This window comes from Sphingopyxis sp. (assembly GCF_035998905.1).
Classification (GTDB): Bacteria; Pseudomonadota; Alphaproteobacteria; order Sphingomonadales; family Sphingomonadaceae; genus Sphingopyxis.
On record NZ_DASYHG010000010.1, the window covers coordinates 202,821 to 227,758 of the forward strand.

Genomic DNA, 24,938 nt, shown 5'->3' on the forward strand with positions numbered 1-24,938 from the left:
CTTACATGCCCCCCGGAGCAAGCCCGGTGGCGGGCGCAAGCGCGATGCGGACGATGGCGAAAATGCCATAGGCGGCGCCGCCGATCGCGTAGAAATTGAGCAGGACGAGCGCGAGAAGGCGCGTCGCTTCGCCGTTGACATAATCCTCGATCAGCACCGTCAGGCCGAGCCGCAGGTGCCAGAAGACGCTGACGACCATCAGGATCAGCGCGAGCGCGACGCTCGGGTTCGATGCCCAGCGCAGCACCGCGCCATGATCGGTCATCGGCAGGCGCAGGAACGAGACGAAGAGGAAGCCGACGAGCAGCAAATTGCCGAGCGCGGTCAGGCGCTGTTGCAGCCAGTGCTGCGAACCATGCCCCGACGAGCCGAGCCCGCGAACCTTGCCAAGGTGCGTTCCGTTACCCATTGAGCGCCTCCTTGAAGATATAGAGCCAGGTCGCGGCGGTCGCGAGCACGGCGCCGACCATCACGAGGGTCGACCAGAGCTTGTTGGTCTTGAGTTCGTAACCCGCGCCCGTATCGAGCACGAAGTGGCGCAGCCCCGAGAAGAGATGCTGGAAAAAGGCCCAGGTCAGGCCGATCAGTACGACCTTGCCAAGGATGTTGGTGACCTGGTGCAGCGCGCTGATCTCCGGGCTGGGATCGTGCCACACGCAGGCGACGAACGCCGCATAGGCATCGGGACCCGCAGCGAGCGCGCCGAGCCACCAGAGGAACATCCCCGCGCCGACGATCGCAAGACCGTCGCCGCTGACGCGATGGAGGATAGAGACCGCCATATGCGGCCCCCATTTATATACCTGCATATGCGGGGAGCGCGGACGCGCACTCGGTTCGTTGCCAGCCATATCAGCCCTGTCTTGACTCTAAACGGTCGATGCGGTGCCGGTTAAGCCTTCCCGCCGCGATATGCAATTGCTTAGGAGCATAGGTGATTAATTCGGTTGGGAGAGCGACGTCTTCGCCAAGAAAAAGGGCGGCACACGGCCGCCCTCCCGGATCCCGGGTTGCCCCGGGATGATGCATCGCCAATCCGTTCAGCGTTGCCGAATGGCCCGGCGTGTCACTTGATCTTGCCGCGGTTCGCGTAGAGCAAAGCCGCGATCACCGCGGCCGAACCGATGCCGAGGCCGGCGGCAGCCGCGGTTTTCCAGCCGCGCTTGCCCTTTGCCGCGTCCTTGTCGGCGGCTTCGGTGGCTTCGGCCGCCTCGCGCTGCTGCTGCCGCTCGCGCGCGGCGCGCAGCACTTCATTTTCTTCTTCCTCTTCGGGCGGGGGAGGCTGCAATTGGTCGGTCATCGTCTCTCATTCGTCCTTTTCGTCAGGCAAGCGCCTGTTCGACAGGCACATAATCGGTTCCGACCGCTTCGGCTACGGCTTCGAACGTCACCTTACCATTCCAAACGTTCAAACCCTGCGCAAGATGCACGTCGCGTCGCAAAGCGTCTTTCCATCCCAGATCGGCGATACGCAGCGCGTGCGGCAGGGTGACATTGTTGAGCGCATAGGTGCTGGTGCGCGCGACCGCGCCCGGCATGTTCGCAACCGCATAATGGACGATGCCGTCGACGACATAGGTCGGGTCGGCGTGCGTCGTCGCGTGGCTCGTCTCGAAGCAGCCGCCCTGATCGATCGCGACGTCGACGAGCACCGAACCCGGACGCATCGTGCCAAGCATCTCGCGCGTGACGAGCTTCGGCGCCTCGGCGCCGGGGATCAGCACCGCGCCGATGACAAGGTCGGCCTCGGCGACGCATTCGGCGAGGTTCGCGCGGTTCGAGAAGCGCGTCTTGGCGCGCGCCTCGAAGAAGGTGCCGACGCGTTCGAGCACTTCGGGATCGCGGTCGAGAATCGTGACGTCGGCGCCGAGGCCCGCCGCCATCTGCGCGGCGTTGAAGCCGACGACGCCGCCGCCGATCACGCACACCTTGCCCGGTGCGACGCCGGGGACGCCGCCGAGCAGCACGCCGCGGCCGCCATGCGCCTTTTCGAGCGCGGTCGCGCCGGCCTGGATCGACATGCGCCCCGCGACCTGGCTCATCGGCTTCAAAAGCGGCAGCCCGCCGTGCGGGCTGGTGACGGTTTCATAAGCGATGCAGACGGCACCCGATGCCATCAGGTCGCGCGTCTGGTCGGGATCGGGCGCGAGATGGAGATAGGTGTAGAGGATCTGGCCGGGGCGCAGCATCGCGCGCTCGACGGGCTGGGGTTCCTTGACCTTCACGACCATTTCGCAGGTGGCGAAGATTTCTTCGGCGGTCTGGACGATCTCGGCGCCCGCCTCGACATAATAACGGTCGTGCGCGCCAATGCCCTCGCCCGCGCCGGTCTGGACGAGCACGCGGTGGCCGTGGACGACGAGTTCGCGCGCGCTCTCGGGGGTCAGGCCGACGCGATATTCGTGGTTCTTGATTTCCTTGGGGGTGCCGATGATCATGCTTCGCTCTCCATTGCGCCGCGCCGCTGGTTTCGACATTTCCGTTACGTCGCCGCGGCTTCCTGCCGCGGATATAGCAGGTCCGGCGCGCGAGGTGCTTGCATATCCATCGCAGTTTCGCGACAAACATGCACGATTTTTGCGTGAGATGGGCCAAAGGCGCACAATGATTGACCGGATCGACGTCAAACTGCTCGACCTGCTCCAGCGGCAGGGTCCTCGACCCGCCGCCGAGCTGGGCGAAAAAGTGGGGCTGTCGGCATCGGCGTGCCATCGCCGCATCCGCGCGCTCGAGGCGGCGGGGATCATCGCCGGCTATACCGCGCGCCTCGATCCCGAAAGCATCGGGCTCGGCCTCGACGTGTTCGTCGACATCAGCCTGACGTCGCAGAGCGAGGAAGCGCTGACCGCGTTCGAGAGCGCGGTGAAAAGCTTCGACGAGATCCTCGAATGCCAGCTTTTGTCGGGCGCGTCCGATTACCGGCTGCGCGTCGCGGCGCGCAATGTCGCCGATTTCGACCGGCTGCACCGCCACTGCCTGTCGCGCCTGCCCGGCGTCGCGGCGATGCACAGCGCCTTTGCGCTGCGCACGATCAAGGCGTTCGAGGGCTATCCGGTACCCGCGCCATCCGCCATCGACGAGCGCCGCTGAGCCGCAAAACGTCGCCCGCTGGTTAACACGGCTTTTACCACTTCCACCGCATATCCCGTTCACCAGTTTGGCGGACGCATGCGGGCGGCAGACCTTAGCGTCTATCGGGATCGATCAGGGAAGCAGGATCATGGTGAAGGAAAATCCGATTCATAAGCAGCAGATCGATCCGGTGCCGATGGCCGATCGCTTTCCCTTTTACGACCTCGACGGCCGCCTTGCCGCCGACGCCGCCGAGATCCACCTGATCATAGCTGGCCGCGAGGAAGCGGTCGCCAAAGCCTATTGGGATGCGTTCAACGCGCTGCCCAGCGTCGACCGCCAGGTCGAGGGCGAGCTTCTCGATAGCTATATCCGCGGCAGTGCGCGTCACACGTCGGTGAAATATGCCGACGCGGCCGGGCAGGAGGTCGCGACGATCGCCTGCCAGAACACGCATATGGCACGGCGCGTGAAGCTGCCGCTAGCATCGGTGATGTCGTGCATCGCCGAAAGCCAGCGCCTTACCATCGAATATGTCGTCGAGGCGTGCCTCGGCGATGCCGAGCGGCTGGCGCGGCTGACGAACGCGATCAACCGGCTCGGCCTGCTCGAATTCGATATCATGCACCGTTATGCGCAGAAGCTCGACCGCGCGATCATCTCGAGCGAGCGGCAGACGCTCGCGGGCGATTTCGACCGCTCGATCGCATCGCTCGTGCAGGACACCGACGGAGTGCGCGAACAGCTTGCGAAGCAGGCGGCCTCGGCCGACCAGGCGGCGAAGGGCATGATCGCAAAAACCAGCGAAGTCGCCGCAGCGTCCGAACAGTCGGCGATGGCGATGCGCGAGGCCGCCTCGACCGCCGCGGGGCTGATCCGCGCGATCGAGGATGCCCGCAGCGAAGTCGAAGCATCGGCAAGCGTCGCGACGCGCGCCTCCGAACAGGCGGGCGAAGCGGTCGCGATGTCCGAAACGCTGTCGCACCACGCCGAATCGATCGAATCCATATTGGGGCTGATCCGCGAGATCGCGGGCCAGACCAACCTCCTCGCCCTCAACGCCACCATCGAAGCGGCGCGCGCGGGCGAATCGGGCCGCGGCTTTGCCGTCGTCGCGCAGGAGGTGAAGAGCCTCGCCAACGAAACCGCGCGCGCGACCGACGATATCGCGGGCAAGATCACCGCGATCCAGCAGGCAACGCGCGGGTCGGTGTCGGCGAACCAGTCGATCCAGCAGACGATCATCGAAGTGCAAACCTCGGCACAGCGCATTCGCGACGCGATGGACGCGCAGGCGCAGACGGTCACCTCGATCACCGCCGCCGTCGACGAAACCGCGCTCGCCGCCGACAGCATGTCGTCGACGATCGCCAGCATCCGCAACGATTCGGGCATGGTCGCGAGCGAGATCAGCGTGCTGAGCCAGGAATTCGCCAAGATGGGCGGCCGGCTGCAGCAACTCGAACAGGCCGCAAGCGAATTCAGCCGCCGGGTGGCGTAACGCTCCGCTTCCTTTGCTTGGCAAGCCCTGCCCCGCTGCCTAAGGCGGGGGCATGACGACGCATATCCTGATCACGGGCGCCAGTCGCGGCATCGGCGCCGCGATCGCCGAGGCGTTGACCGGCGACGCGACGAAGGTCGTCGCGCTGTCGAGCGCCGATGGCGACCTGTCCGATCCCGCGACGCCCGACCGGCTGTGGCAGGCGAGCCTCGACCGCCTCGACGGCCGCATCGACGTGCTCGTCAACAACGCCGGGGTGTTCGAAGCCAATCCGCTGGGCGATCCCAACACCGACTGGCTCGCAAACTGGAACCGCACGATGCAGGTCAACCTGACCGCAAGCGCGCAACTCTGCCGTCACGCGGTGCTGCACTGGCACGAACGCGGCATTCCCGGCCGCATCGTCAATATCGCAAGCCGGGCCGCATATCGCGGCGACAGCCCCGCGCACTGGCATTATGCGGCGTCGAAATCGGGCATGGTTGCCATGACCAAGACGATTGCGCGCGCCTATGCCAAGGACGGCATCCTCGCCTTCGCAATCTGCCCCGGCTTCACGATGACCGGGATGGCCGAGGACTATCTCGAAAGCCGCGGCGGCGACAAATTGCTCGCCGACATTCCGCTGGGCCGCGTCGCGATGCCGGGCGAGGTCGCCGAGATGGCGCGCTGGTGCGCGCTCGATGCGCCCGCGTCGATGACCGGTGCGGTGCTCGACGTGAACGGCGCAAGCTATGTGCGGTAAGCCATGAGCTGGATCGTCTCCCTCCCCTGCACGCGCGACGAGGCCGAGGCGCTGTCGGGTGAAATCCCCGAACTCGACGCATTGCCCGACGCGCCCGTCGTCGTGACGCGCGAGATCGACGAAGAGGCGGGCGAATGGCAGCTCGACGCCTATGTCGACGACAAGCCGGCGCCCGCCCTGCTGAAACTGTTGCAGGCGTTGATCCCGAGCGCGAAGGGCAAGAAACCGGCCGTCAGCGAATTGCCCGAAGAGGATTGGGTGACGTTGAGCCAGCAGGGGCTCGAACCCGTGCAGGCGGGGCGCTTTTTCGTCCATACGAGCAGCTATGCCGACCGCGTGCCGGCAGGCACCACGCCCTTTCTGATCGACGCGAGCCAGGCGTTCGGAACCGGCGGACACGACACGACCGCGGGATGCCTCGCGATGCTCGACCGGCTCGCACGGGTCGGCGCTGCCCCGCGCAATATCGCCGACATCGGCACCGGCACCGGCCTGCTCGCCTTTGCCGCAATGGCGCTATGGCCGCGCGCAAAAACGATCGCGTCGGACATCGACCCGGCGAGCATCTTCGTCACCCGCGACAATGCCGACATCAACGGCGTGCCGCTCGGCCGCGGCGGCGGGCGGCTGGCGCTCGCGGTCGCGCCGGGAACCGATCATCCGGCGATCCGCCACCGCGCGCCGTACGATCTGGTCATCGCGAACATCCTCGCGGGGCCGCTGATCACCCTCGCCCCCGATATCGCCGCCGCGACCGCGCCGGGCGGCCATGCGATCCTCGCCGGACTGATCGCGCGCCAGATGGAACCCGTGCTCGCCGCCTATCGCGCGCAGGGCTTTCGCCTCGCCGCGCGCGGCGGCAGCGCCGAATGGCCGTGCCTGCTGCTGGTCAAGCGCCGCCGCTACGGCTGGCGTCGAAAGGAACGCGCGCTGCACCGAGCCAGCCCGTCGGATGCAAGCTTCGGGAGCTGGTAAGCCAAGCACTGGAAATGTCCCGATGATTTGCTAGGTTGCGGCGAGTCTTGGGAGCATTCGCCATGAGCCTGCTTGCCGCCTTTGCCTTGCTCGTCGTCGCACCCACCGCCGACAACGACCCTGATTCGATTGTCGTCACGGGCACCCGCGATGCCGAGCGCGAGGAACGGAAACGCGCCGCCGAGTTCGTACGACGCGCGGGCGTCGCGCGGCTGGAACCCGTTGCGCGCTGGATCACGCCCGTTTGCCCGCGCACGATCGGAGTCGACGAAACGGTCGCGGAAATCGTCGACATGCGGATCCGGGCGGTGGCAACGTCGGTCGGTGCGCCGGTCGCACCGGCGGGCTGTATCCCCAATATCGCCGTCATCTTCACCGACGACGGCGACGGCCTGACGCGCGCGATCTTCGCGAAATCGCCCCGGCAAAGCGCCGCGCTGTCTGCCGCCGAACGCGAACGGATTGTCGAAGGCGACGGTGCGATCCGCTGGTGGTACTCCACCCGCGACGAAAGCCGCGACGGCATACCGGCAATCAGCGGGATCGTGCGGCAATATAACAGCAGCGTCGTCAGCACACAGGTGGTGCGGGCGCTGCGCGCGGCAACGGTGGTCATCGATGCCGAAAGGGCCGACGGATACAGGCTCGACGCCGTGGCTTCCTATGCGGCGATGGTCGCGCTCGCCGAAATCAACGGCAACCCGCCGCCGCCCGCCGACTCAATCATGGATATCTTCGGCCGCGAACCGGGACGCCGCGACCTGTCGAGCCAGGATGCCGCGCTGCTTCGCGGCATATACAGCCTGCCGCCCGACCGCGAAGCCTTCCAGCACCGGCGCCAGCTGATTTCGACCGTCCGCAAACACGACGATTGAAAATTGGTCAGCCGCTCCTGGCGAGCGCATATTCCTGTGTGCCGCGCGTAATCACGTCATCTTCTGGCAGGAAATCGGCGATCGGGATCGGCGGCAATGCGGCATTCCGGGCATAGAGCGGCGCGAAATCGGTGTTCACCGTCGTGTCGAGCAGCTGGTCGAGGCTGTCGATGACGAAATAATTCTGCTGGAAATCGTCGATCCGGTAATCGGTGCGCATCACGCGCGCGAGGTCGAAGCCGATGCGGTTCGGGCTATCGCTATTGAGCGCGAAGACACTCTCGGCAAAGGAAGAGACGATCCCCGCGCCATAGATGCGCAGGCCGCCGGCTTCGCGGATCAGCCCGAATTCGACCGTGTACCAGTAAAGGCGCGCGAGCTGTTTCAGCGCGTCGAATTTCAGGCTCCGGAGACCGCCCTCGCCATATGCGACCATATAGTCGGCGAAGACCGGGTCGGCGAGCATCGGGACATGACCGAAGACGTCGTGGAAGACGTCGGGTTCCTGCAGATAATCGAGCTGTTCGGGGGTGCGGATGAAATTGCCCGCGGGGAAGCGCCGGTTCGCCAGATGGTCGAAAAACACATCGTCGGGAACGAGCCCCGGCACGGCGATCACCTGCCACCCCGTCGCCGCCATCAATCGCGCGTTGAGCTCGCGATAGTCGGGAATGCCGGGCTTTTCGAGGCGCAGCACGTCGATTCCGCGCAGGAAGGCATCCGACGCACGGCCGGGCAACATCTCCGACTGGCGCGCGAACAGGCGGTCCCACATCGCGTGTTCGTCGGCAGTGAAGGCGTCCCAATTCTGCGAAATCGTCCAGTCGGCCGCGGCGCCGGGCGGCGGCGTGTCATGGACGTGGGTAAACTGGCTTTCCATAGGACAAGCTTCTATCATCAAAATGGTTTCAAGTGAAACTTTATTCGCCAATCTCCACCACCGAAGTCGCGAGCCGGTCGACCTCGGCGCGGTCGTGGCTGACGTAGAGGACCGGCAGCTTGAGCTCGTCGCGTATCCGCTCGATCACTGTCATGATGTCGCCGCGCCGCGCCGCGTCGAGCGACGACAGCGGTTCGTCCATCAGCAGGATTTCGGGGCCCGCGAGCAGGGCGCGGCCGATCGCGACGCGCTGCGCCTCACCCCCCGACAGGCTGTGGGGCCAGCGACCCAGCAGGTGGCCAATGCCGAGAAACTGCGTCGCTTCGTCGAGGCCCATCCAGCGATTCGCCGGTTGCGCGAGGTCGAGACCATAGGTCAGGTTCGCGCGGACGCGGCGGTGCGGGAACAGCCGCCCGTCCTGGAAGACATAGCCGACGCGCCGCGCCTCGGGCGGCAGGTTGGTGGTGCCGTCGAACAGCGTGCGTTTGCCGATGCGGATATGCCCGCGATCGGGCTTGAGCAGCCCGGCGACCATGTTGAGGATGCTCGTCTTGCCCGCGCCCGACGGCCCGAACAGCGCGGTCAGCCCGGGCCCCGCGGTGAAGCGCGCGGCGATGGTGCGCTCGCCGAGCCGGCGAGTGACGTCGATATCAATCGCCATACCGCGCCCTTCCACCATACGTACGGCGCACCAGATATTCGGACAGGATCAACGCGCCGAGCGAAAGCGCAACCGACAGCAGCGCGAGCCGCGTCACCATCGCTTCGCCGCCGGGCACCTGCAGCGCCGAATAGATGGCGAGCGGTAGGGTGCGCGTTTCGCCCGGAATGTTCGAGACGAAGGTGATCGTCGCGCCGAACTCGCCGATCGAACGTGCAAAGCCGAGCACGAGCGCGGCGAGGATACCGGGAAGCGCGAGAGGCAGGCTGATCGTCCAGAAGCTGTGCCATGGGCTGGCGCCGAGCGTGCGCGCCGCGCCCTCGAGCCGCCGGTCGATCCCCTCGATCGACAACCGCATCGCGCGCACCATCAGCGGCAGCGCCATGATCGCCGCGGCGAGCGCGGCGCCGGTCCAGCGGAACATCAGGCTGACGCCGAACCAGCTTTCGAGCCAGCGGCCGACGGGACCAAGTGGCCCGAACGCAATCAGCAGCAGCCAGCCGGTGACGACGGGCGGCAGCACGAGCGGCAGGTGGACGAACGCATCAAGGACAACGCGCCCCGGAAAGCGATAACGCGCAAGAATCCACGCAAGACCAAAGGCTATGGGAAGCGTCGCAAGCACCGCAACGCCGCCGACCTTCAGCGACAGTGCGACGATCCCCCACTCTTCGGCCGACAGCATCAGGGGTTCGAGAACCCGTGGCGCGCGAAGATCGCGCGGCCCTGTTTCGACAGGAGGAAGGCGCGGAAGCCCGCGGCCTCCCGGTGCCGCGACGCCTTGAGCAACGCGACCGGATAGCGGATCGGCGGGTGGCTCGTCGCCGGGAAGGTCCCCACGATTCGCACCGCTTTCGACGCGCGCGCGTCGGTTGCGTAGACGATGCCGAGCGGCGCCGCGCCGCGTTCGACGAGCGCCATCGCCGCGCGGACATTCTCGGCGGGCGCGACCTTCGCGGCGACGCCGCTCCAGACACCCAGCGCGGTGAGCGCCGCTTTCGCATATTTGCCGGCGGGAACCGCCGCAGGATCGGCGAGCGCGAGCCGGCCCGGGCCGAGCGCCTTCGCGAGCGGAAAGCCGCGCGCCGGGGTCAGGCGGACCTTGCTCGCCGCCGGGGCGATCAGCACGAGGCGGTTGCCGAGCAATGTCGTGCGTGTGCCGGCGCGCAAAAGCCCCGCCTTGGCCACCGCGTCCATCCATTCCTCGTCGGCCGAGAGGAACAGGTCGGCGGGCGCGCCCGCGATCGCCTGCCGCGCGAGCGCCGACGAGGCGGCGAAGGAGATGACCGGTTTGGCGTGGCCCTGTGCCGCCCACGCATTCGCCGCCTCGGTCAGCGATTCCTGCAAGCTCGCCGCCGCAAGCACGACCGGACCGCGCTCCTGCGCGATCGCGGCGGGGGCAAGAAGCAGCGCCAGTAGCGCAACGAGGAAATGCACATGACGGATCATCGCGCGACCATAAGCGGAGCGGGACGGCAGGGAAAGCCGTCCCGCTCGCCATCGTCAGAAGCGCGCGCGGATTCCGGCGGATACCGCGCGGCGCTCGACAGGGTAATAGATCGCCGATGCGGACGTGACCGCGATCGCCGCGCTGATGTCGCCGATGGCTTTCTTGCCGGTGATATTGCGGACATCGACAAAGGCGTCGATGCCGTTCGCAATCGTCGCGCCCCCGGTGATGCCGATCAGCGCATAGCCCGGCGTGCGCACCTGGTTGCGGTAATCGGCAAAGGGGCCATCGGGTACCCATTCGAGGTTCGGCGCGATATGGAGCGCATCGCCGCCAAGACGGAGTTCGGCGCGATAGACATGCTTCGGTACCACCGGCAGGCGGTTGTCACCAAACTGGGCGTCGTCACGAAAACGGAAGTCGCTGTAGGTATAGACCTGCCGCAATCGCAGCCAGTCGGTCGGTGCGAGATCCAGCCCCGCCTCGACGCCCTGATGCAGCGTCCGGTCGGCGTTAAAGGTCGCGGCGGGAATGTTGCTGTTGGTCGTGAACTGGAGCAGTTCGCCCTTCAGCGTCGAGCGGTAGATAGCGATGTCCCAGTTCGCGAAACCGACTTTGCCGCGCGTGCCAAATTCGGCAGTCCATGCGCGTTGCGGACGGATGTCCGAAACCACCGTGCTCGTCGGCGGGGCACCGATCGTCTGGAACACTTCGCCGAAGCCGGGGAATTCGGCCGAGCGGCTGTAGTTGGCGAAGAACTGGATATCGGCGGCGGGCTCGAACAGCAGGCCGAATTTGGGCGAAAAGGCGTCGAAGTCGATCCGGCCGTCGGTCGCCGGCGTGGTGGAGAAATTGACCGCCCGCTTGCGCCAGCCGTCGGCGTAGACGCCGCCCGCGACCAGCGTCAGCGCGCCGACGGGCCGCACGCGAACTTCACCATAGAGCGTCGCGGTCTGTGCCTTCTGGTCGGCGTCGAAGGTCAGCGCCCCGCGCCGCCCGCTGCTATTGACGAACTGGCGCGCGTCGGTGCTGCCGCGGCGGATTTCACCGCCGACCGTCACCTCGACCGGCCCCGCCGCATAGTCGGCGCGAAAGAAGCTGCCGGCATCGACCGACTTCTGGTCGATGAGCTGGAAGATCGGGTGGTGGAGCGACTTGGCGTTGACGAAACCGCCGACGTCGAGGGTGAGTGCGCCCCAGTCGAAGCGCGTGCGGTTCTGGAGGCGCAGCGAATCGATGTCGCGGGCCTGATCACCTGTGACGGCACCCGCATTCGCCTTGCGCGGGGTCGACAAGACTTCAGCCATCGTCAGTGCGCCGGGCAGTTCCTGCCTTATATGGTTGACGCTGGCATAGAAGCGAGTGCTCACCACATCGCTCAGCTTCAACCCGACATTGCCCTGGAAGCGGAGGCTGCGGCGCTTGGCATGGTCGCGGTCGCCATCCGACGTGTCGGCGCTGATCGCGCCCCATGCGTCGACGCGGTCGCTCGCGACGCCAGCCGAGACAAGGCCGCGCACGCTATCGAAACTGCCGGCGTCGGCGCGCAGGTAGATGCCTTGTGCGGTACGCCCCGTCGGCGTCACGCCGTTGATCGCGCCGCCCAATGTGCCCGACCCGAAGCGCAGCGCGTTGGCGCCGCGATAGACTTCGAGATGATCGAAGAAGATCGGTTCGAGTTCCTGGAAATCGCCATTGTCGTCGGCGAGGTTGATCGGAACCCCGTCCTGGAGCAGCGTCAGCCCGCGCATATGGAAACCGCGCGACAGGCCCGAGCCGCGGATCGAAAGGCGCACCTCCTGCCCGTAACGCGGCTGAAGATAGACGCCGGGCGAGAAAGCGAGCGTGTCGCGCAGGCTTACGACCGATTTGTCGGCATAATCTTCGTATGACACGACGTCGGTGCCGCCCGGCGCGCGCGCGGCGCGCACCTCGGCGTCGTCGGTCGAAGTCGGTGCGGTGACGATGATCGTCGAATCGGCCTCGTCGGCACGGGCGGGAACGGCGGCAAGGCAGGTGGCGAGCGCCAGCAAGGGCGCCGCGTAATCGGCATATTTTGTCATTGGAAATCTCTTCCCCGGATACAGGCATGGGTCCGCGCCGCGCTTTGCGCGCGGACGGCAGTTCAGGCTGAATCAGGCGAAGAGAGGTGGTCCGGTACTCGGCGGAAGCGGCGACGCGATGCCCGGCGCGAAGCCGAGCGAGCGCGCGGCGACGGGCGCAGGGTCCGCGGCCATGGGTGCCGCGGCGAGGACCGGCAGGTCGGGCACGATCGACGCATTGGCGAGCGCGCCCCACGGGCAATGCTGCTGTGCTTCGCCCTTGTCGTGGCTGCCCGCCTTATCGAGCGGAATCGTCATCGTCCCGCCCGGATTGGCGGGGTCCGAACAGATGCGCACGGTGATCGAACCGCCCGCATCGCTCTCGATCATCCAGCCCGGCGCGACGAGCACCCGCGCAGCGAGCGCAAGCAGCAGCGGCAACAGCAGCAATATGCCGGGACGGCGAAAGGCGGCGAGGATGCCCACGTGCCGCGCCTTATGGCGCGGGCACGACGCTGGCAAGCGGACAGATTGCCCCACTCTGCTCCAGGCTATTCGGCAGGCGTTTCGTCGGTCTTCTTGCCCGTGCGCGTCCACGGGTAGAGGAACTGGCCCCAATAATGTTTGGGCACATCTTCGGGGATGCCGTAGTTTTCGGGCCAGCGGTCCTTGGGCAGATGGAAGGTGCCGAACAATTTGTCGATCCACGGGAAATGGATCGCGAAATTGACGTCGAACGCCTCGCGTTCGAGCCCGTGATGCCAGTGGTGGAAACGCGGGGTCGCGATCCAGTGGCCGAGCCGGTTGAAATCACCCCCGACATTGGCGTGGAGCAGCGACGACCAGACATAGACGAAGCCGATATAGGCCTGCATCACCGACGGCGCGAAGCCGAGGGTGAAGAGCGGCAGCGAGGTGATCGAGCGCAGCAGGATGATCTCGACGAAGTGCATCCGCGATCCTGCGAGCCAGTCCATCGATTTCGCGCTGTGGTGCACCGCGTGGAAACCCCAGAGGAAAGGGTAGCGGTGGAAGGTGCGGTGGAACCAATATTGCGCCATGTCCGACGCGACGATCACGATGACGAACTGGACGATCCACGGCAGCGACGCGACCGCGGCGCGAAAGGCCTCCCAGTTCGAGGTATTCTCGTTGATGATTGTCGAGGGCGCGAGCGCGAGGAAGCCCAACACCTGCACGAACATCGTGCTGACGAGATAATAGAAAAGGTCCTCGCGCCATTCGGTACGGAACAGCCGCTGCGCCCGGCGGTGCGGGAAGGCGCGTTCGAGCGGCGCGAACATGAAGCCGGTGACGAGCAGGTTCACGACGAAGAAATCGAGCCCGAAGAAAATGCCCCAGTCGCGCGTCTCCTGCGGCTGGACGTTCGCTCCGCCGACGAGGATCGCCGCAAGCCCGATCATCAGCGCGGTGAGGCCGAGCACCTTGCGGGGGCGAAGCAACAGGCTGAGTAGCGAGAGGCCGTAACTTACCAGCAACACCGCATGGACGAGCCCGCGAAAACCGCCCCAATGCTTGATGATTTCAAGTTCGGGCGTCGCAAACCAGTCGGGGAAGCGTAGCGCGACCACCATGAAGAAGCCCGCGATCGCAAAGAGCAACCCGAAGAAGCCCGACAGCCAGCCGCTGCCGAAACGCCGCACCTCGGTATGCGATTCGAGATCGCGCATCAGATTCTGAAGATAGTCACGCTTTGCCATGCGGTCCCCTCACAGCATTTCCGCCGCGCCGTCTGTGATGAGGCGCACGGCTTTCGCATCCTCTTTTTCGTCATGCCGGGCTTGACCCTGCACCCGCCTCCACTCCTTCAAGAAAGGCAGGCCCCGGATCAAGTCCGGGGTGACGATATTATTATTTATCCTGCCCTTCGCCCAATCTTGAAACGACCCACGTTCCTTGGGTAGAACAAGCTGACAGGCTACAAGCTAATTTGACCTAATACGACCGGTTACAAGCTATCACGACCCCAACGTCCTTGGATCGCGGCGATGCGCTCTGACGCTCCAGTTAATTTGCGTCTCCAAAACCCCCGATTTCTCGATTGCGGCGCGGTTCCACCCGCATGCCGTGCGATCATTCGCGAAGAGTGCCAGCGCCCATTTTGCCTGACGCGCGTTCCAATTAGCACGTGCACAGATCTCGCCGATGCCGATTTCTTGTTCAGCCTTCTCGAGGACCTTCGCCATCGGAACTGCCTTGCGCGGGCCCCGTTGATCGCATGCCGCGATTTCTTTTGCGAAGACGTCCTGAAGATCAACTGATGGTGTGCCTCGAAGGTTGAGAATTTCCTTTGCATCGGACAACGAACAGTCGGCGAGCGATCGTGGGCTTTGTCCGGGTGGCTCGGTCATCGCGATATTGTCGAACTGAGCGAATTGGGGAGGCGCAATCAGGATGCTGCGTAGCCAGGGTGTCTCCGAAGTCGCGTTGGGAGCTATCCAGCACGTAAGCGACCGGTCTCGCAATGCGACTACGATATCGGCCCATGGCTTTAAGCGGCCTCCAATCCGCCGCGTGGCGGTCCCGAGCGGGACGGCATCGCTCGGGGCTGTGCCGCGTTCCAATTCGAATATCGCCGCGCGAAGCGACTCGATGGACGTCCGGGTGATGCTGGAGCCATGGCGAAGGTGAAACAGTGCTGGGTCACTTTCGCGCTCGAGTATCCCATGGTCACAAAGATTCTCGATCGCGTAGGTCGGAAGATAGGTCTGCCGCGCAAACAGGGCCATTGAAATTGATCCGTCTATACGCCTGCGTAGCGCCTCCACGACCGAACGATCGAAACGAAACCTTCGATTTGCGCCTCCTCCCAGTTCCTCCGCCGCAAGAAGCCCGGCATCAACCAAATCGACATGCCTGACGGCCAAGCCAAGGAGTTTGCCCGCTTCACGGCGCAGAAGCGTGTCCGAAAGAGGCTTGAAGCTGCGTTGCACGTTGCAAAATATGTCGGGGAGCGCGTCACGTATGAGGTCTGCTTGTTTTTGGCTTACGAACCACCGATGGCCCAGCTTTTGCAATCTGGCCCGCAGCTTTCGGTAATCGCTGCCACCCGCAATTAGCCGGGTGGCCTCCTCTTGTGACCGGAGCTGCAGCGCGCCGGGCCATTCCCTCAGAATTTCGGTGCCGGTCGATATAATGGCAGCCTGCTGGGCGGGCGGAAGTCTGTGGATCGACTTTCGATTTACGAAGCGGTCCTTTAAGTGGAAGCAGGCCCCTATGCCTATGACCATTCGGATCAGGGTTTCAACATCCAAGTCTTGGACGGCAGGGCTCAGTTCGCTAAAAGCCTTCTTGCGCACTTCGACTCGACCAGAAATGAGGCGTGCGAACAGCGCATAATCTGACCTCATTTCCTCGTCTAGCAACGCGGCGTCGGTGGGTCCGACCACCTGTTCGCATGTCTCGCAGACATCTATCCCAACGGACTTCTTCCATCGCAAAGGCGCACTGCATTCTGAGCAGTCCGATCGAAGGAGTTCGAAACTGACAGAGCAATATGGCAGTATCCGGAGAAGCCATGACTCGCGGTGGCGGGAGCCAGCGAGAATCGCGAGCGGAGAAATCCTGCGGTGCTCGGTCTCTATGTCCCACACGCTGAGGTGGTTGGCCCGCAGCCTAGCGCGCCTGGCTTTCGCATGAGGCAACATGGTCCACATCGTTCGAGACAATACCTCTTCGACCGGGCAGCCGATGATGGGAGCGAGGCGTTCCAACGTGGCTGAATCGAGTCGAGTAAGGTATCCGGGCCGGTCCATGCTTATGCCTGCCCGACGAAGCACCCTGTTCAGGTCGAGCAGCACATGGTCTGCAGTAGCCCGCGCCACGAGCCCGATTAGGCTTTCGTATTCTTCCGGAATCGTCGGAAAGCGAAGCGGTTGGCCGATCTTCATCTTGCGTTCGGGGACGCTCCATCCCGACGCGTGTAGGTGCGGACGCTTTACGTTGCGGCGAAGGATTCGCCGCCCAGGTGGCAAAGCATTGCGGTTGCGCACGCCCCTCGGCCCACGCTTCTTGGTGTCAAAGCCCGATCCACAATCAAACGCTACGTCCGTCGTGGAAGACACCAGGCTGCTGTCGGGTTTCCTAACGAGATGATCAGACATTAGGCGTCGAAAAAGGATCGTCGCCGACCCAACCTGCGGGGATGGCGTAGTCGCGAACAACACAGCTGAGGTCGTAGGCCTCGATGAACTGCGCTCCCCTGGCCGCTGCATGAATCGCCGCGTTTTGGATTATCCGTGCCACGCGGCCAAAATATCCGCCCGATGCCTCCTGCAAGGCGTCGAGCATGGCGGGGGCGGAAAGATCTGAGGTTTTACCGAAGGCCTCCAATTGCGCGAGTGCCGCATCGAAACCCATGACGAAGTTGCGGAAGTGCACGGCGTCCGCGGTGCGCTTCTTAACATCGAGCGCGGGCAGTGTCAGCGGGAGCCCAAGACGGGCGCGGAATTGCGGATTGCGATCGAACACTCGCTTAGCATCGAGGTTTCCCACTAACACCAACGGTGCGATGCCCATGTCGAGGAAGCGTTTAAAGGCGTCCGTCACGTCGGCAACGTCATTCCCGCCCTTCTGTAAGTGCTGGCATTCGTCGATAATTATCAGTTCAACGCCGAGACGTTTGACGAACTTACGGATCCGTTGCCTGAGCTGCTTCTCGGTGCCATAATCCCAATCTGGGTCCTCCATCTGTATCAGGACGTCCTGCAGAACACTCTTGAGTGACGTCTTCTGATCGAGGCCCACGACGATGATCTGATAAGGATTCGGCAACTCACCCCTCGCGGCGCGTTCCTCGGCGAGAATGTGCTTCACGCGCGTGACAGTGGCCGTTTTGCCGATCTGACTGTCCTGGCTGAAGCATAGTCCGTCTTGCCCGCCAATTTCCGCACCCTCAAGGGTGGCGAAGCGGTATGCGAGGATACGGCCGATCACGTTTGCCTGCGGCGGGTGCTCGACCCATATATTCTTCACAACTTTTCGCATCTTCGCCTCTCGTAACTGTGTTTCCTGATCGGCATAGTCGGCGAAGCGTCTGCCAGTGAGCGGGCGGGGCCGCTTTCCGAGTGGATCTTTGGCCATACTCAGTCCTCTTCGTCATATTCGTCGTCGGGTGCCACGTGGCTCAGCGCATCCCAGTCAATGCTGTTGCTTGCGGCGTCTTGCATGTCGTCTTCTGGGTGCCGCCGCTCCGGCGAGATGCCGCGACGGCCGTCACGCTTGGGGGCTGCGAACTGCTTGCCGGGCGGGCCTCCGCCAGTTTCCTTCTTCGGACCGGGCGGCGGCTTTCCGGGATCGCCGCGCATAACGGTGGACGTCTCGACAATGACAAAATGCTCTGGAAATGTTAGAAATCCAGGGCGGCGCGCGCGCGCGCCCGAGCGCTGGCGGACCTCCTCGCACTGCGAAAGTGTAAACATCTTTGAACGCCGACGGAACGCCATCTTCGGCGCTTGTTCGTCGATCTGCTCAAGACTGCGAGTCCGAGACCGCACTCGCTGTCCCTCCGAATCGAATCTTTCCTTACGCGCCTTGGCCATCCGGCGATATTCGTCGTGCTCCCATCGGCTAAGCAGATTTGTGTAGGTCGGTTGCGTGGACCACAGTTTCACGAACTGCCTCGCGTCGTCGTGCCAAACACGGATGTAATCGATGTTTGCCTCATTGGTTCGGATCGACACCTTTAGTCGGACGGGTTCATGACCGTCACGAGAAGATGCAACGGCGTGGTAGTTCCGACGAAGGATGTCCTCCACCTCGGGCCCGCGATACTGGATTCCGTCGTATTCAAGTCCATCGTCGGCTAGGACGCGGTCGTTGACCGTTTTCTCCATTTCGGCCCGGATACGCTGGGGGTTGCTTAGGGTTGCAGAACCGTTGGCGATCATACTGGCGATCAGCACGTCGAACGGCGAACGCCAGTTGAGCCGCTCCACGGGAGTGGTGTTGTATTCCCAGGTTAAGGCCCGGACGGCGTAGACAAGCTGGCTCGATACCATTTCCGCGCCATTGACCGGATCCTGCTTGATATCGCGGCTGTGGCGTGGCGAAAGAACGGTGCCGGGCAATCCCTTGAGGCGTGACTTTAGCCACCGGAACCACCACTCCAGAGGTGCTTTTGCGTCCGAATGGTAAGTTGCGGGCAGCTCTAACCGCGAACCCAAGTCCAGCAGCGCGGGAATATAGGCGGGTCCTATCAGCGTCCGATCATTGTCAGGCGTCCATGCTTCGGGAATTCCGAACGTCCATCCAACGTATGGATGAAACGCCAGTTGTTCCTCCGTGAGATGATCCGGTGGCGTCATTACTCGGCACAGCGCCTCGATCGACATCTCCTCGCGGTAGGGACCGGCAAAAATTGTCGGATCGAAGACAAAGGTCGAGAAGGCGTCCATCGCGCCTACGCACTTCATCTTGCCTCCAGGCAGCTGCCAGTCTTCACCGAAGAGGCACACCTGCTCGAGTTCGGTTCCGTCGACGAATATCCGCTGGAATGCGCGATGAACTTCGATCGGTTCGCCGACCGCTCCAAACATCTTTTCGGCCCGCTCTCGTCCGAACTTTTCAAAGACGGTCGCGAAGGTGGCAATGCTCCAGACGCGGAGGCGGACCGCCTCATAGGAAGGTCTCTTCTCTCCAAGGTCAATATCGCCCTTAAGTTTCAATGAGTTCCATCCTCGCGCCATGACAGCCTCGGCGTCGACGATCGACGCGCCTTTGTCCGCCCAGAAGTAGAGCGCGGCTTCGTGGACAAGAGCATCTTCTGCGTTTGTCAGTTGAGACTGCCCCTTCTGGCGACCAGCCTTTGATACGTGGGCGCCCGGCGCGAAATCTTGTGGGGTTCTGATGATCCACCGTTTGAGCGTGCTGGCTCCCGGACGTTTGTATGTCCGTCCCTTCCGCTCGCGGTATTCGCTAGAGATTCGCTCGTAACTATGAGCGATGAAAGCCTTGCAGGCCGCCTCGCACTTCACCTTATTCGCGCGTGCCTCTCGCACCCATGTTCTGCGCCAAGACGTAAGTGGATCGATTGTGTCGGCGGCGTCCTCGTCCACTTGCGTCAGGTCTCCGCGACGATCATCGGGCCGGGGCTCGCTAGCGCGTTGATAATAAATCTGCCCTGCTTTCAAAGATCTCAATAGCCACTCGATGGTCGTGCTGGACGGATCGCCAGTGTCAGGATCCTCGACGCGGACGCGCGCGCCGGTGCGCACGTCGGTGAAATGCAAATCCCCGTCTCCCAAATCCGCCTCGAAACGGATCCGGCGCTCGCCGAGGTGGATGATGTCGCCGATGGCGATGGTGCACGGGAGAGACACGACTAGGTGCCGAAGCGGGAAAGGCGTCGGTTGGGTCGGCGCAAGAGAGTGACTGGCGTGTCGACCGTCACGGGGCCGTTGACCGGAAAGCCAATCTCGCGGCGGATCAGCATTGCCGACATCATCGCCTCGGCGTTGCGCTGTCCCCTCCCGATGGCAGCGGCGACAGCGCCGTGCGGAGCGACGCCACCAGCGCGGTGAATCGCATCGTGCGCAGCAGCCACATCGCGGCGGCTGTAGGGAACATTCCGATGGCGCAGAACGCCGTTTACCGCGCGGAGCCGCACGTGATCGAGCAACGCCGATCCATCTATTCGGTCCAAAGCGATGTCGTGTGCGGCAAGTGCGCGTTCCGCTTGGTCCAGCACGTCGGCCACGTCGGGCAGTTTGAAGTAGCTGGCGTGAGCCTTGATCTCGAACCACCGCTCGACGCCATCCACAGTGATCCGCCCGCCGTCAAAGGTGTAGTGGCGGTCCTGCCCGTCCTTGGTGGTCCAGGTGATGGTCGCGACCTGAAACTGAAACTCGCAGGTATCTTCGTCTGTGGTTAGGATCGCCCGATAGATCCCCTCGAAAGCGCCTTCCGTGAAAACGTCGTGGCCGATCGTCGGGCAGAAGTCGGCCGAAGTCGTGCACGAATTTCTATAGGTCATGTTGATGCGCATGGGCCCACCGGCAGGATCAGTGCGTAGGCGAGGACTACGCCAGCCTTCACTTCTCGAACGGAGCGCGTGCGGCGCGTCACGACGGGGGGCGCGGCTCACCCACCGCGGTGGCCTTCGGGGAATGAGACTGTGTGGATGGGGCAGAATCCACTTGGGAACGGGATCACCCGAGTTCACTGCTTGGGCAGTGCAGGCGGGCGACGACGGATCTTCGCCCATCAGACCGCATTCGATCGTCCTGCTCAGAGCTTTGACGCGGGTCATCGGTTTTGGCCCTGCATCACCGCGCGGCAATATTCGCGACCGTCAACCGACAGGTCGTCGTGCCCCTCGAACAGGAGTGACGCTTTATTCCCTGTCGACGGATTCACCGCGTCGACGGTGCCGGACCGCAATCCGTCGCCGCGCAATGTTACGACGACGATGCGCCAAGCGGTGGGGCTCGCCTGTCCGCCAAAGATCGTCATCGGGACAATCCCGAGATAGGCACCGGCCGACGCTGCCGTTGAGACTTGCGCCGACGCCACGTCGAGAGGCGCGCGGCGGCCTCGGTAGGCAGCGGCAGTATTGGCGGCCGCTCGAAGGTCTCGTCTGCACCTGTTGCTTCGCTGTGATCTTTTGGCATCCGCCACCTCCAATCCGAATCATTTCTAGGCGAACTGCACTAGACATCGGATAAGTAGGTGGTGCGGGATCTTTCGTCAAGCAGGCATATACCACTAGACATTAATCAGTTGCATGGTTAACCAAACCGCATGGATTTAGAGGCTCAGGATGATATCGAGCGGCGACAGCAGCAACTGATCGCCTTGGTGTGGCCCGATGGTATCTCTGAACGGGATCGGGTGGTGCTGGACGCCGTTCCTGCTTCGAATCGCAAGAATCTTCTGGATCGGCTCGAAGCCGTCTGGCGCGCAGAACGGGGCGAGCCACTCGGGCCGCTCGCCGATCTGGCTCGCCTTAAGCGCGCAGCCTTCTACAACTTGCGCGTTGCGTGGCGCACCCACTCGCTCGCCGGTCTGGTCCCGCACGACACTCGTAGCGGCAGGCGCGTAGATGCCAGCGATGAGAGTCCGCTTCGGAAAGAAGCCGAGACCCTGTTACGCTCGAACCCGCTCTCGCGTAACGTTGATGTGGCGAGGCGTATCATGGAGGCGAACCCGGATCTCGTCCGGACCGACGCGGGTGCCAACCACGCACTCACCGTCCTCCAGCGCCTTCAGCGGCTAGTCGGCGATGAACGTCGGCGGCTTACTGGGGATCCCAAATTTGTCCGCGCTGCATTTGGTGGCGAAATGGTCTTGGACCTTACCGCTGTCCAGATTGTTCTCGACGGAACAGAGCGTGCCCTCGCGGTAGCGGCCATCTTGATGGAAACAGCTAGTGGCCTCGTTCTAGGCTCGGCGCTCGGCAGAAAAGATAACGGCCGTGCGCTCCAGCGCGAAGCCTTATCCGCCGGCCTTTCGTTTCTTCAGCTTAACAGGGCCGATCTGCCGCCCCAGCCCGATACGATGCCGAGTTTGGGCTGGATGTTGCCACCGGACATACACGCTGAGTCGTTGATCCAGACGCTGGAGCCGCATGTCAGCGAACTGGTGATGGGCCGGGCTGGCGGGTTTTCCTTTGGTCAGCAAGTCCAGCAGGTGACTGGTCCGCGGATTGGCAGGATACCGTTGAATTCCCGGCGCACCTTGCTGGCAGATATGGACATCGACGAATACCTCAAGAGTCGAGTTGCCCCCATTGTGGCGCTAGAAGAAGCACGTGGAATCTGGATGCGGGAGGTTGAACGTCACAACGTCGATCGCATTGTCGCTCTGACCCGAGCCAACATCATTGGTGGTGGCGTAACCGACGGACGTCTAGCCGCCGTGATCCGTGCCTCGCTGGTCGCGCTTCAGTCGGCTTGAGCGATCTTCGCCAAGCTCCTGGCCAGATATGCCTGGTCGCGGTTGCTTAAAGAGCTGAACGCCGTGGTGGGACGACCGTGAAGTAGGCGTCCCCTGATGAGCGTCTCGGCTTCGGCGATTGTCAGCGGCGGGGCACCTGAACGCACTGCAGCCAACCTCTTTTCGCCGTGATGCCATACGAGCCGTTGCTTAAGCCGCAGTCCGACAGGTTCCGGTCCGAGTAGCGATTCCACGACCAGCCCGCCACCGTGGGCGCCCGTCATTATGAGGCCCGCATCGATACCCGCCTGCCGCAGGGTGGCGACCACATTGGCACCCTCTTTCTCCGACATCGCCACGATGCTCATGCGTCTCTTCGCTGCCCTACCGTTGGCGTGTCGGATGCCGCCGCGGAGCGCATCGAATATTGCTTCGGCGGTGGCCGCCTGGCTCGGCACCGAGCGGGAGATAGACAACGCGACGGGAGCCTCGGAGGCGACGTCGATGACGACAGTCACGAGAGGGCGTCGGGCTTGACCATCACCGAAGTCGACAGGCAGATCAACGACGGTATGGTCGATGATGAGATCGACATCCCGCCTATGCTCTTCGGTCAGTAGCATCGGCCGTTTGCGTCGAACGGAGCGCGCCACAGTGCTCGGGTCCGGAAGTTCAATACCGCGGATCGCCGCCAACGAACGGACTCGCTCGACAAGGACGCTGGCGGCAGCTCGGCGATCCGCGCTGATCACCTCGTCAATGAGATCGAGCACTAATGGGTCGATCCGGGATTGCATCTCGCGCGGCGAATGGCGACCCATCATTATTTCCGGTCTTTGCTTCGCCCGCCAAGCGCGGACGAGGTTGTAGAACTGGGCCGTGCTGAGGCCTAGTCTCGCAGCGGCCGCCTCGGCGGCCCTGCGCCCGGGCGCGGCAATGAATTGTTCCACGGCTGCGATCCTGCGACGCACCTCGTCGCGCTGCTCGGGTGCCACGAACATGAGGTCGTGGGACATAGCTTTTTCCCCTTGATGAAAGATAACAAAATTCAGCTGTTTAGGATTGTGAAGCCTTCACGACTTTGGACATCTTCAGTTCTGTGATGGAGCGCGAGTTTGGACTCGCTCGCTCCAGCAGCTGTGTCGCGGCCGAATGGTCAGCTAAGATAAGGCTCAAGATGAGGGACACACCCTCCATCCTTCCGACTGGCAGCCGGGCGGCCGCCATCCGGTATCAGAGCGAGGCAGCATGGCGATGTTGCTTACGCGCGGAGAGGGTCGGTCAGTTTCTCCATCGTGGTGCGCTGGCGCTGAAGGCCGGTGGTGATCGCATCGTCGAACGCGCCCGCCATGCCTTGAGCCCGCGCATCGCTTCCATCATGTTTTGCCGCTGCATCGAAGGTCCTCAGCTGGTCGTAACGGGCGCAGTCGGCGATCGGCGGATGGCGCGAGGCGCTTTCCTCGGAGATGATGATGGTGAGCGGTCGAGGCGGTTCGCGGCGCCGCGACAGGATGTTGAGGATCAGATCGGCGCACGCCGTGCCGGTTGCTAATGCCTCGCGCAGCCGACCACGCTCAACGTGCGAGCGTTCGGTGAACCATGCTGCGGAATTTCAGACGCAGGCGTGAGATCGACTTAAAATTACAGGAATTCGGCCAATATTGACCCGCCTCGCTCGTCAGAAAGACAAGGAGTGTCTGTTGGTCGGGTCATCTGATCTTTAGTCGCTTAAACCCTACGGCAGCGTCGCCGTGTCTTAACGGTGCCAGATTAGCCTGCGGCGTCGGTAACTGCGTTCGCATAACCCTCGATCACGAAGATCCAGATTAAAATTGATGCGATCCAGCCAGTGTTAAAGATTATCAGGGCCAGCCAAACTCGCGCACGGAATGCTCTCCGTCTGCCTGGACCGCGAACGATATCATTCGAAGCGTCAGCCGAGAAAAGGCTGGCTAGATCGCGAAGGTGCAGCACAAGCCATATGCCGGCTATCAGGCTCAACGTCGCTAGGCTCAGGACTCATAGCCAGAACAGGACGGTAGCGGCGAGAGCGACGGCCGAGAGGAAGGTTTTTGAGCACCTGTCGTAGCGTGTTGCGACACGCCTCCAGTCCTTGAGGCGGCCGAACATGATCTCGATCCGGTTCCGGCTTCTGTATCTGCGCTTGTCGTATTTCACCGGTTTCGTGCGGGATTTCCGTCCCGGGATGCAGGGGGTAATGCCATTTTCCTGCAAGGCATCGCGGAACCAGTCGGCATCATAGCCCCGATCACCCAGCAGCCATTGTGCTTTGGGCAAGCCGTCCAGCAAGGCTGCCGCTCCGGTGTAATCGCTCACCTGACCCGCCGTCATGAAGAAGCTGATCGGACGGCCATCGGCATCGGTGACGGCATGCAGCTTCGTGTTCATGCCACCTTTCGTGCGTCCGATCAGGCGGCCCGGACCCCCCTTTTTACCCCCAGGCTCGATGCCGTGCGGTGCGCTTTGAGATAGGTGGCGTCGATCATGATCGTTTTGCGCTCGGTGCCCTTGGCCGAGAGGCCATCCATCATCGCAATGAAGACACCTTTGTCACTCCACCGCTTCCAGCGGTTGTAAAGCGTCTTGGCCGGGCCATACTCCCGCGGTGCGTCCCGCCACCTGAGCCCGTTGCGATTGACGAAGATGATACCGCTCAGCACCCGCCGATCATCCACGCGAGGGCGGCCATGGCTCTTGGGGAAGAAAGGCTGAAGCCGAGCCATCTGCTCATCCGTCAGCCAGTATAGATCGCTCATCATTCAGGCTCCTTGCGTCAGCCTGAATCATAATCACCCACGCAAATCAATGGGTCCTGAGCCTAG

The 24,938-nt window shown here is 63.3% G+C and carries 24 protein-coding genes; 6 read left to right on the plus strand and 18 right to left on the minus strand.

All coding sequences use genetic code 11. The features are described from left to right. Position 1: 1 nt before the first annotated feature. The 4 genes from sdhD to ald form a co-directional block, all read right to left on the minus strand. The gene (gene sdhD, locus VGN62_RS04950) at positions 2–409 is read right to left on the minus strand and encodes a succinate dehydrogenase, hydrophobic membrane anchor protein (protein WP_327451631.1); all 408 of its coding nucleotides are present in this window, start codon (positions 407–409) and stop codon (positions 2–4) included. Then, a complete protein-coding gene (gene sdhC, locus VGN62_RS04955; RefSeq protein ID WP_327451632.1) occupies positions 402–851 on the minus strand; it encodes a succinate dehydrogenase, cytochrome b556 subunit in 450 nt (149 codons plus the stop codon). Before sdhC ends, sdhD begins: the two co-directional genes overlap by 8 nt. 215 nt (positions 852–1,066) lie before the next feature. Continuing rightward, complete coding sequence (locus tag VGN62_RS04960) at positions 1,067–1,300, minus strand: hypothetical protein (protein ID WP_327451633.1); 234 nt, start codon at positions 1,298–1,300, stop codon at positions 1,067–1,069. A gap of 22 nt (positions 1,301–1,322) precedes the next feature. Beyond that, entirely contained in the window at positions 1,323–2,438 is a 1,116-nt protein-coding gene (gene ald, locus VGN62_RS04965; RefSeq protein ID WP_327451634.1) for an alanine dehydrogenase, read from the minus strand. A 166-nt stretch (positions 2,439–2,604) separates the two neighbouring features. Here ald and VGN62_RS04970 point away from each other — a divergent pair, with 166 nt between their 5' ends. The 5 genes from VGN62_RS04970 (at position 2,605) to VGN62_RS04990 (ending at position 7,168) form a co-directional block, all read left to right on the plus strand. Further along, a complete protein-coding gene (locus VGN62_RS04970; protein WP_327451635.1) occupies positions 2,605–3,090 on the plus strand; it encodes an Lrp/AsnC family transcriptional regulator in 486 nt (161 codons plus the stop codon). A gap of 130 nt (positions 3,091–3,220) precedes the next feature. Continuing rightward, positions 3,221–4,573 (plus strand): methyl-accepting chemotaxis protein, encoded by a 1,353-nt coding sequence (locus VGN62_RS04975; RefSeq protein WP_327451636.1) that lies wholly within the window; start codon positions 3,221–3,223, stop codon positions 4,571–4,573. Positions 4,574–4,625: 52 nt separating this feature from the next. Continuing rightward, positions 4,626–5,318, plus strand: a complete 693-nt coding sequence (locus tag VGN62_RS04980; protein WP_327451637.1) for an SDR family oxidoreductase — start codon at positions 4,626–4,628, stop codon at positions 5,316–5,318. A 3-nt stretch (positions 5,319–5,321) separates the two neighbouring features. Further along, on the plus strand, positions 5,322–6,293 hold the full coding sequence (locus tag VGN62_RS04985) for a 50S ribosomal protein L11 methyltransferase (protein ID WP_327451638.1): 972 nt from the start codon (positions 5,322–5,324) through the stop codon (positions 6,291–6,293). 62 nt (positions 6,294–6,355) lie between these two features. Then, positions 6,356–7,168, plus strand: a complete 813-nt coding sequence (locus tag VGN62_RS04990; protein WP_327451639.1) for a hypothetical protein — start codon at positions 6,356–6,358, stop codon at positions 7,166–7,168. 7 nt (positions 7,169–7,175) lie between these two features. Here the strand turns inward: VGN62_RS04990 and phhA are convergent, their stop codons facing one another. The 12 genes from phhA to VGN62_RS05050 all read right to left on the minus strand — a co-directional run bounded on the left by phhA (position 7,176) and on the right by VGN62_RS05050 (position 20,673). After that, on the minus strand, positions 7,176–8,048 hold the full coding sequence (gene phhA / locus VGN62_RS04995; protein WP_327451640.1) for a phenylalanine 4-monooxygenase: 873 nt from the start codon (positions 8,046–8,048) through the stop codon (positions 7,176–7,178). Between the two features lie 40 nt (positions 8,049–8,088). Continuing rightward, complete coding sequence (locus tag VGN62_RS05000; RefSeq protein WP_327451641.1) at positions 8,089–8,709, minus strand: molybdenum ABC transporter ATP-binding protein; 621 nt, start codon at positions 8,707–8,709, stop codon at positions 8,089–8,091. Continuing rightward, complete coding sequence (gene modB, locus VGN62_RS05005; protein ID WP_327451642.1) at positions 8,699–9,394, minus strand: molybdate ABC transporter permease subunit; 696 nt, start codon at positions 9,392–9,394, stop codon at positions 8,699–8,701. The genes VGN62_RS05000 and modB overlap by 11 nt, the downstream gene beginning before the upstream one ends. Then, positions 9,394–10,158 (minus strand): molybdate ABC transporter substrate-binding protein, encoded by a 765-nt coding sequence (gene modA, locus VGN62_RS05010; RefSeq protein WP_327451643.1) that lies wholly within the window; start codon positions 10,156–10,158, stop codon positions 9,394–9,396. The genes modB and modA overlap by 1 nt, the downstream gene beginning before the upstream one ends. A gap of 54 nt (positions 10,159–10,212) precedes the next feature. Continuing rightward, positions 10,213–12,222: a TonB-dependent receptor family protein gene (locus VGN62_RS05015; protein WP_327451644.1), complete on the minus strand. Its 2,010-nt coding sequence runs from the start codon at positions 12,220–12,222 to the stop codon at positions 10,213–10,215. A 72-nt stretch (positions 12,223–12,294) separates the two neighbouring features. Further along, entirely contained in the window at positions 12,295–12,687 is a 393-nt protein-coding gene (locus VGN62_RS05020; protein WP_327451645.1) for a DUF2946 family protein, read from the minus strand. 65 nt (positions 12,688–12,752) lie between these two features. Beyond that, a complete protein-coding gene (locus VGN62_RS05025; protein ID WP_327451646.1) occupies positions 12,753–13,922 on the minus strand; it encodes a sterol desaturase family protein in 1,170 nt (389 codons plus the stop codon). Between the two features lie 258 nt (positions 13,923–14,180). Next, positions 14,181–16,112 (minus strand): hypothetical protein, encoded by a 1,932-nt coding sequence (locus VGN62_RS05030; RefSeq protein ID WP_310088366.1) that lies wholly within the window; start codon positions 16,110–16,112, stop codon positions 14,181–14,183. A gap of 205 nt (positions 16,113–16,317) precedes the next feature. Beyond that, the gene (locus VGN62_RS05035; RefSeq protein ID WP_310088365.1) at positions 16,318–17,304 is read right to left on the minus strand and encodes an ATP-binding protein; all 987 of its coding nucleotides are present in this window, start codon (positions 17,302–17,304) and stop codon (positions 16,318–16,320) included. A gap of 2 nt (positions 17,305–17,306) precedes the next feature. Next, complete coding sequence (locus VGN62_RS05040; protein WP_327451647.1) at positions 17,307–19,541, minus strand: hypothetical protein; 2,235 nt, start codon at positions 19,539–19,541, stop codon at positions 17,307–17,309. A 2-nt stretch (positions 19,542–19,543) separates the two neighbouring features. Then, a complete protein-coding gene (locus tag VGN62_RS05045) occupies positions 19,544–20,206 on the minus strand; it encodes a hypothetical protein (protein WP_327451648.1) in 663 nt (220 codons plus the stop codon). Positions 20,207–20,466: 260 nt separating this feature from the next. After that, positions 20,467–20,673, minus strand: coding sequence for a hypothetical protein (locus tag VGN62_RS05050; RefSeq protein WP_327451649.1), 207 nt, complete (start codon positions 20,671–20,673; stop codon positions 20,467–20,469). Between the two features lie 288 nt (positions 20,674–20,961). On the opposite strand from VGN62_RS05050, the gene VGN62_RS05055 reads away from it, so the two are divergent. Continuing rightward, complete coding sequence (locus VGN62_RS05055) at positions 20,962–22,116, plus strand: hypothetical protein (protein ID WP_327451650.1); 1,155 nt, start codon at positions 20,962–20,964, stop codon at positions 22,114–22,116. Here VGN62_RS05055 and VGN62_RS05060 read toward each other — a convergent pair. Continuing rightward, positions 22,104–23,111 (minus strand): hypothetical protein, encoded by a 1,008-nt coding sequence (locus VGN62_RS05060; protein WP_327451651.1) that lies wholly within the window; start codon positions 23,109–23,111, stop codon positions 22,104–22,106. The genes VGN62_RS05055 and VGN62_RS05060 overlap by 13 nt on opposite strands. 1,003 nt (positions 23,112–24,114) lie before the next feature. Further along, positions 24,115–24,872, minus strand: a protein-coding gene (locus VGN62_RS05065) for an IS5 family transposase (protein WP_327451652.1) whose coding sequence is annotated in 2 segments (ribosomal slippage) — positions 24,115–24,551 and positions 24,551–24,872 — 759 coding nt in all. Because the reading frame shifts where the segments join, the coding sequence is not laid out codon by codon here. Between the last annotated feature and the right edge of the window lie 66 nt (positions 24,873–24,938).

Bases quoted from the DNA above. Each gene is read 5' to 3' on its own strand.
- sdhD (WP_327451631.1), bottom strand. From the start codon at position 409: ATGGGTAACGGAACGCACCTTGGCAAGGTTCGCGGGCTCGGCTCGTCG.
- sdhC (WP_327451632.1), bottom strand. From the start codon at position 851: ATGGCTGGCAACGAACCGAGTGCGCGTCCGCGCTCCCCGCATATGCAG.
- VGN62_RS04960 (WP_327451633.1), bottom strand. From the start codon at position 1,300: ATGACCGACCAATTGCAGCCTCCCCCGCCCGAAGAGGAAGAAGAAAAT.
- ald (WP_327451634.1), bottom strand. From the start codon at position 2,438: ATGATCATCGGCACCCCCAAGGAAATCAAGAACCACGAATATCGCGTC.
- VGN62_RS04970 (WP_327451635.1), top strand. From the start codon at position 2,605: ATGATTGACCGGATCGACGTCAAACTGCTCGACCTGCTCCAGCGGCAG.
- VGN62_RS04975 (WP_327451636.1), top strand. From the start codon at position 3,221: ATGGTGAAGGAAAATCCGATTCATAAGCAGCAGATCGATCCGGTGCCG.
- VGN62_RS04980 (WP_327451637.1), top strand. From the start codon at position 4,626: ATGACGACGCATATCCTGATCACGGGCGCCAGTCGCGGCATCGGCGCC.
- VGN62_RS04985 (WP_327451638.1), top strand. From the start codon at position 5,322: ATGAGCTGGATCGTCTCCCTCCCCTGCACGCGCGACGAGGCCGAGGCG.
- VGN62_RS04990 (WP_327451639.1), top strand. From the start codon at position 6,356: ATGAGCCTGCTTGCCGCCTTTGCCTTGCTCGTCGTCGCACCCACCGCC.
- phhA (WP_327451640.1), bottom strand. From the start codon at position 8,048: ATGGAAAGCCAGTTTACCCACGTCCATGACACGCCGCCGCCCGGCGCC.
- VGN62_RS05000 (WP_327451641.1), bottom strand. From the start codon at position 8,709: ATGGCGATTGATATCGACGTCACTCGCCGGCTCGGCGAGCGCACCATC.
- modB (WP_327451642.1), bottom strand. From the start codon at position 9,394: ATGCTGTCGGCCGAAGAGTGGGGGATCGTCGCACTGTCGCTGAAGGTC.
- modA (WP_327451643.1), bottom strand. From the start codon at position 10,158: ATGATCCGTCATGTGCATTTCCTCGTTGCGCTACTGGCGCTGCTTCTT.
- VGN62_RS05015 (WP_327451644.1), bottom strand. From the start codon at position 12,222: ATGACAAAATATGCCGATTACGCGGCGCCCTTGCTGGCGCTCGCCACC.
- VGN62_RS05025 (WP_327451646.1), bottom strand. From the start codon at position 13,922: ATGGCAAAGCGTGACTATCTTCAGAATCTGATGCGCGATCTCGAATCG.
- VGN62_RS05030 (WP_310088366.1), bottom strand. From the start codon at position 16,112: ATGAAGATCGGCCAACCGCTTCGCTTTCCGACGATTCCGGAAGAATAC.
- VGN62_RS05035 (WP_310088365.1), bottom strand. From the start codon at position 17,304: ATGGCCAAAGATCCACTCGGAAAGCGGCCCCGCCCGCTCACTGGCAGA.
- VGN62_RS05045 (WP_327451648.1), bottom strand. From the start codon at position 20,206: ATGCGCATCAACATGACCTATAGAAATTCGTGCACGACTTCGGCCGAC.
- VGN62_RS05050 (WP_327451649.1), bottom strand. From the start codon at position 20,673: ATGACGATCTTTGGCGGACAGGCGAGCCCCACCGCTTGGCGCATCGTC.
- VGN62_RS05055 (WP_327451650.1), top strand. From the start codon at position 20,962: ATGGATTTAGAGGCTCAGGATGATATCGAGCGGCGACAGCAGCAACTG.
- VGN62_RS05060 (WP_327451651.1), bottom strand. From the start codon at position 23,111: ATGTCCCACGACCTCATGTTCGTGGCACCCGAGCAGCGCGACGAGGTG.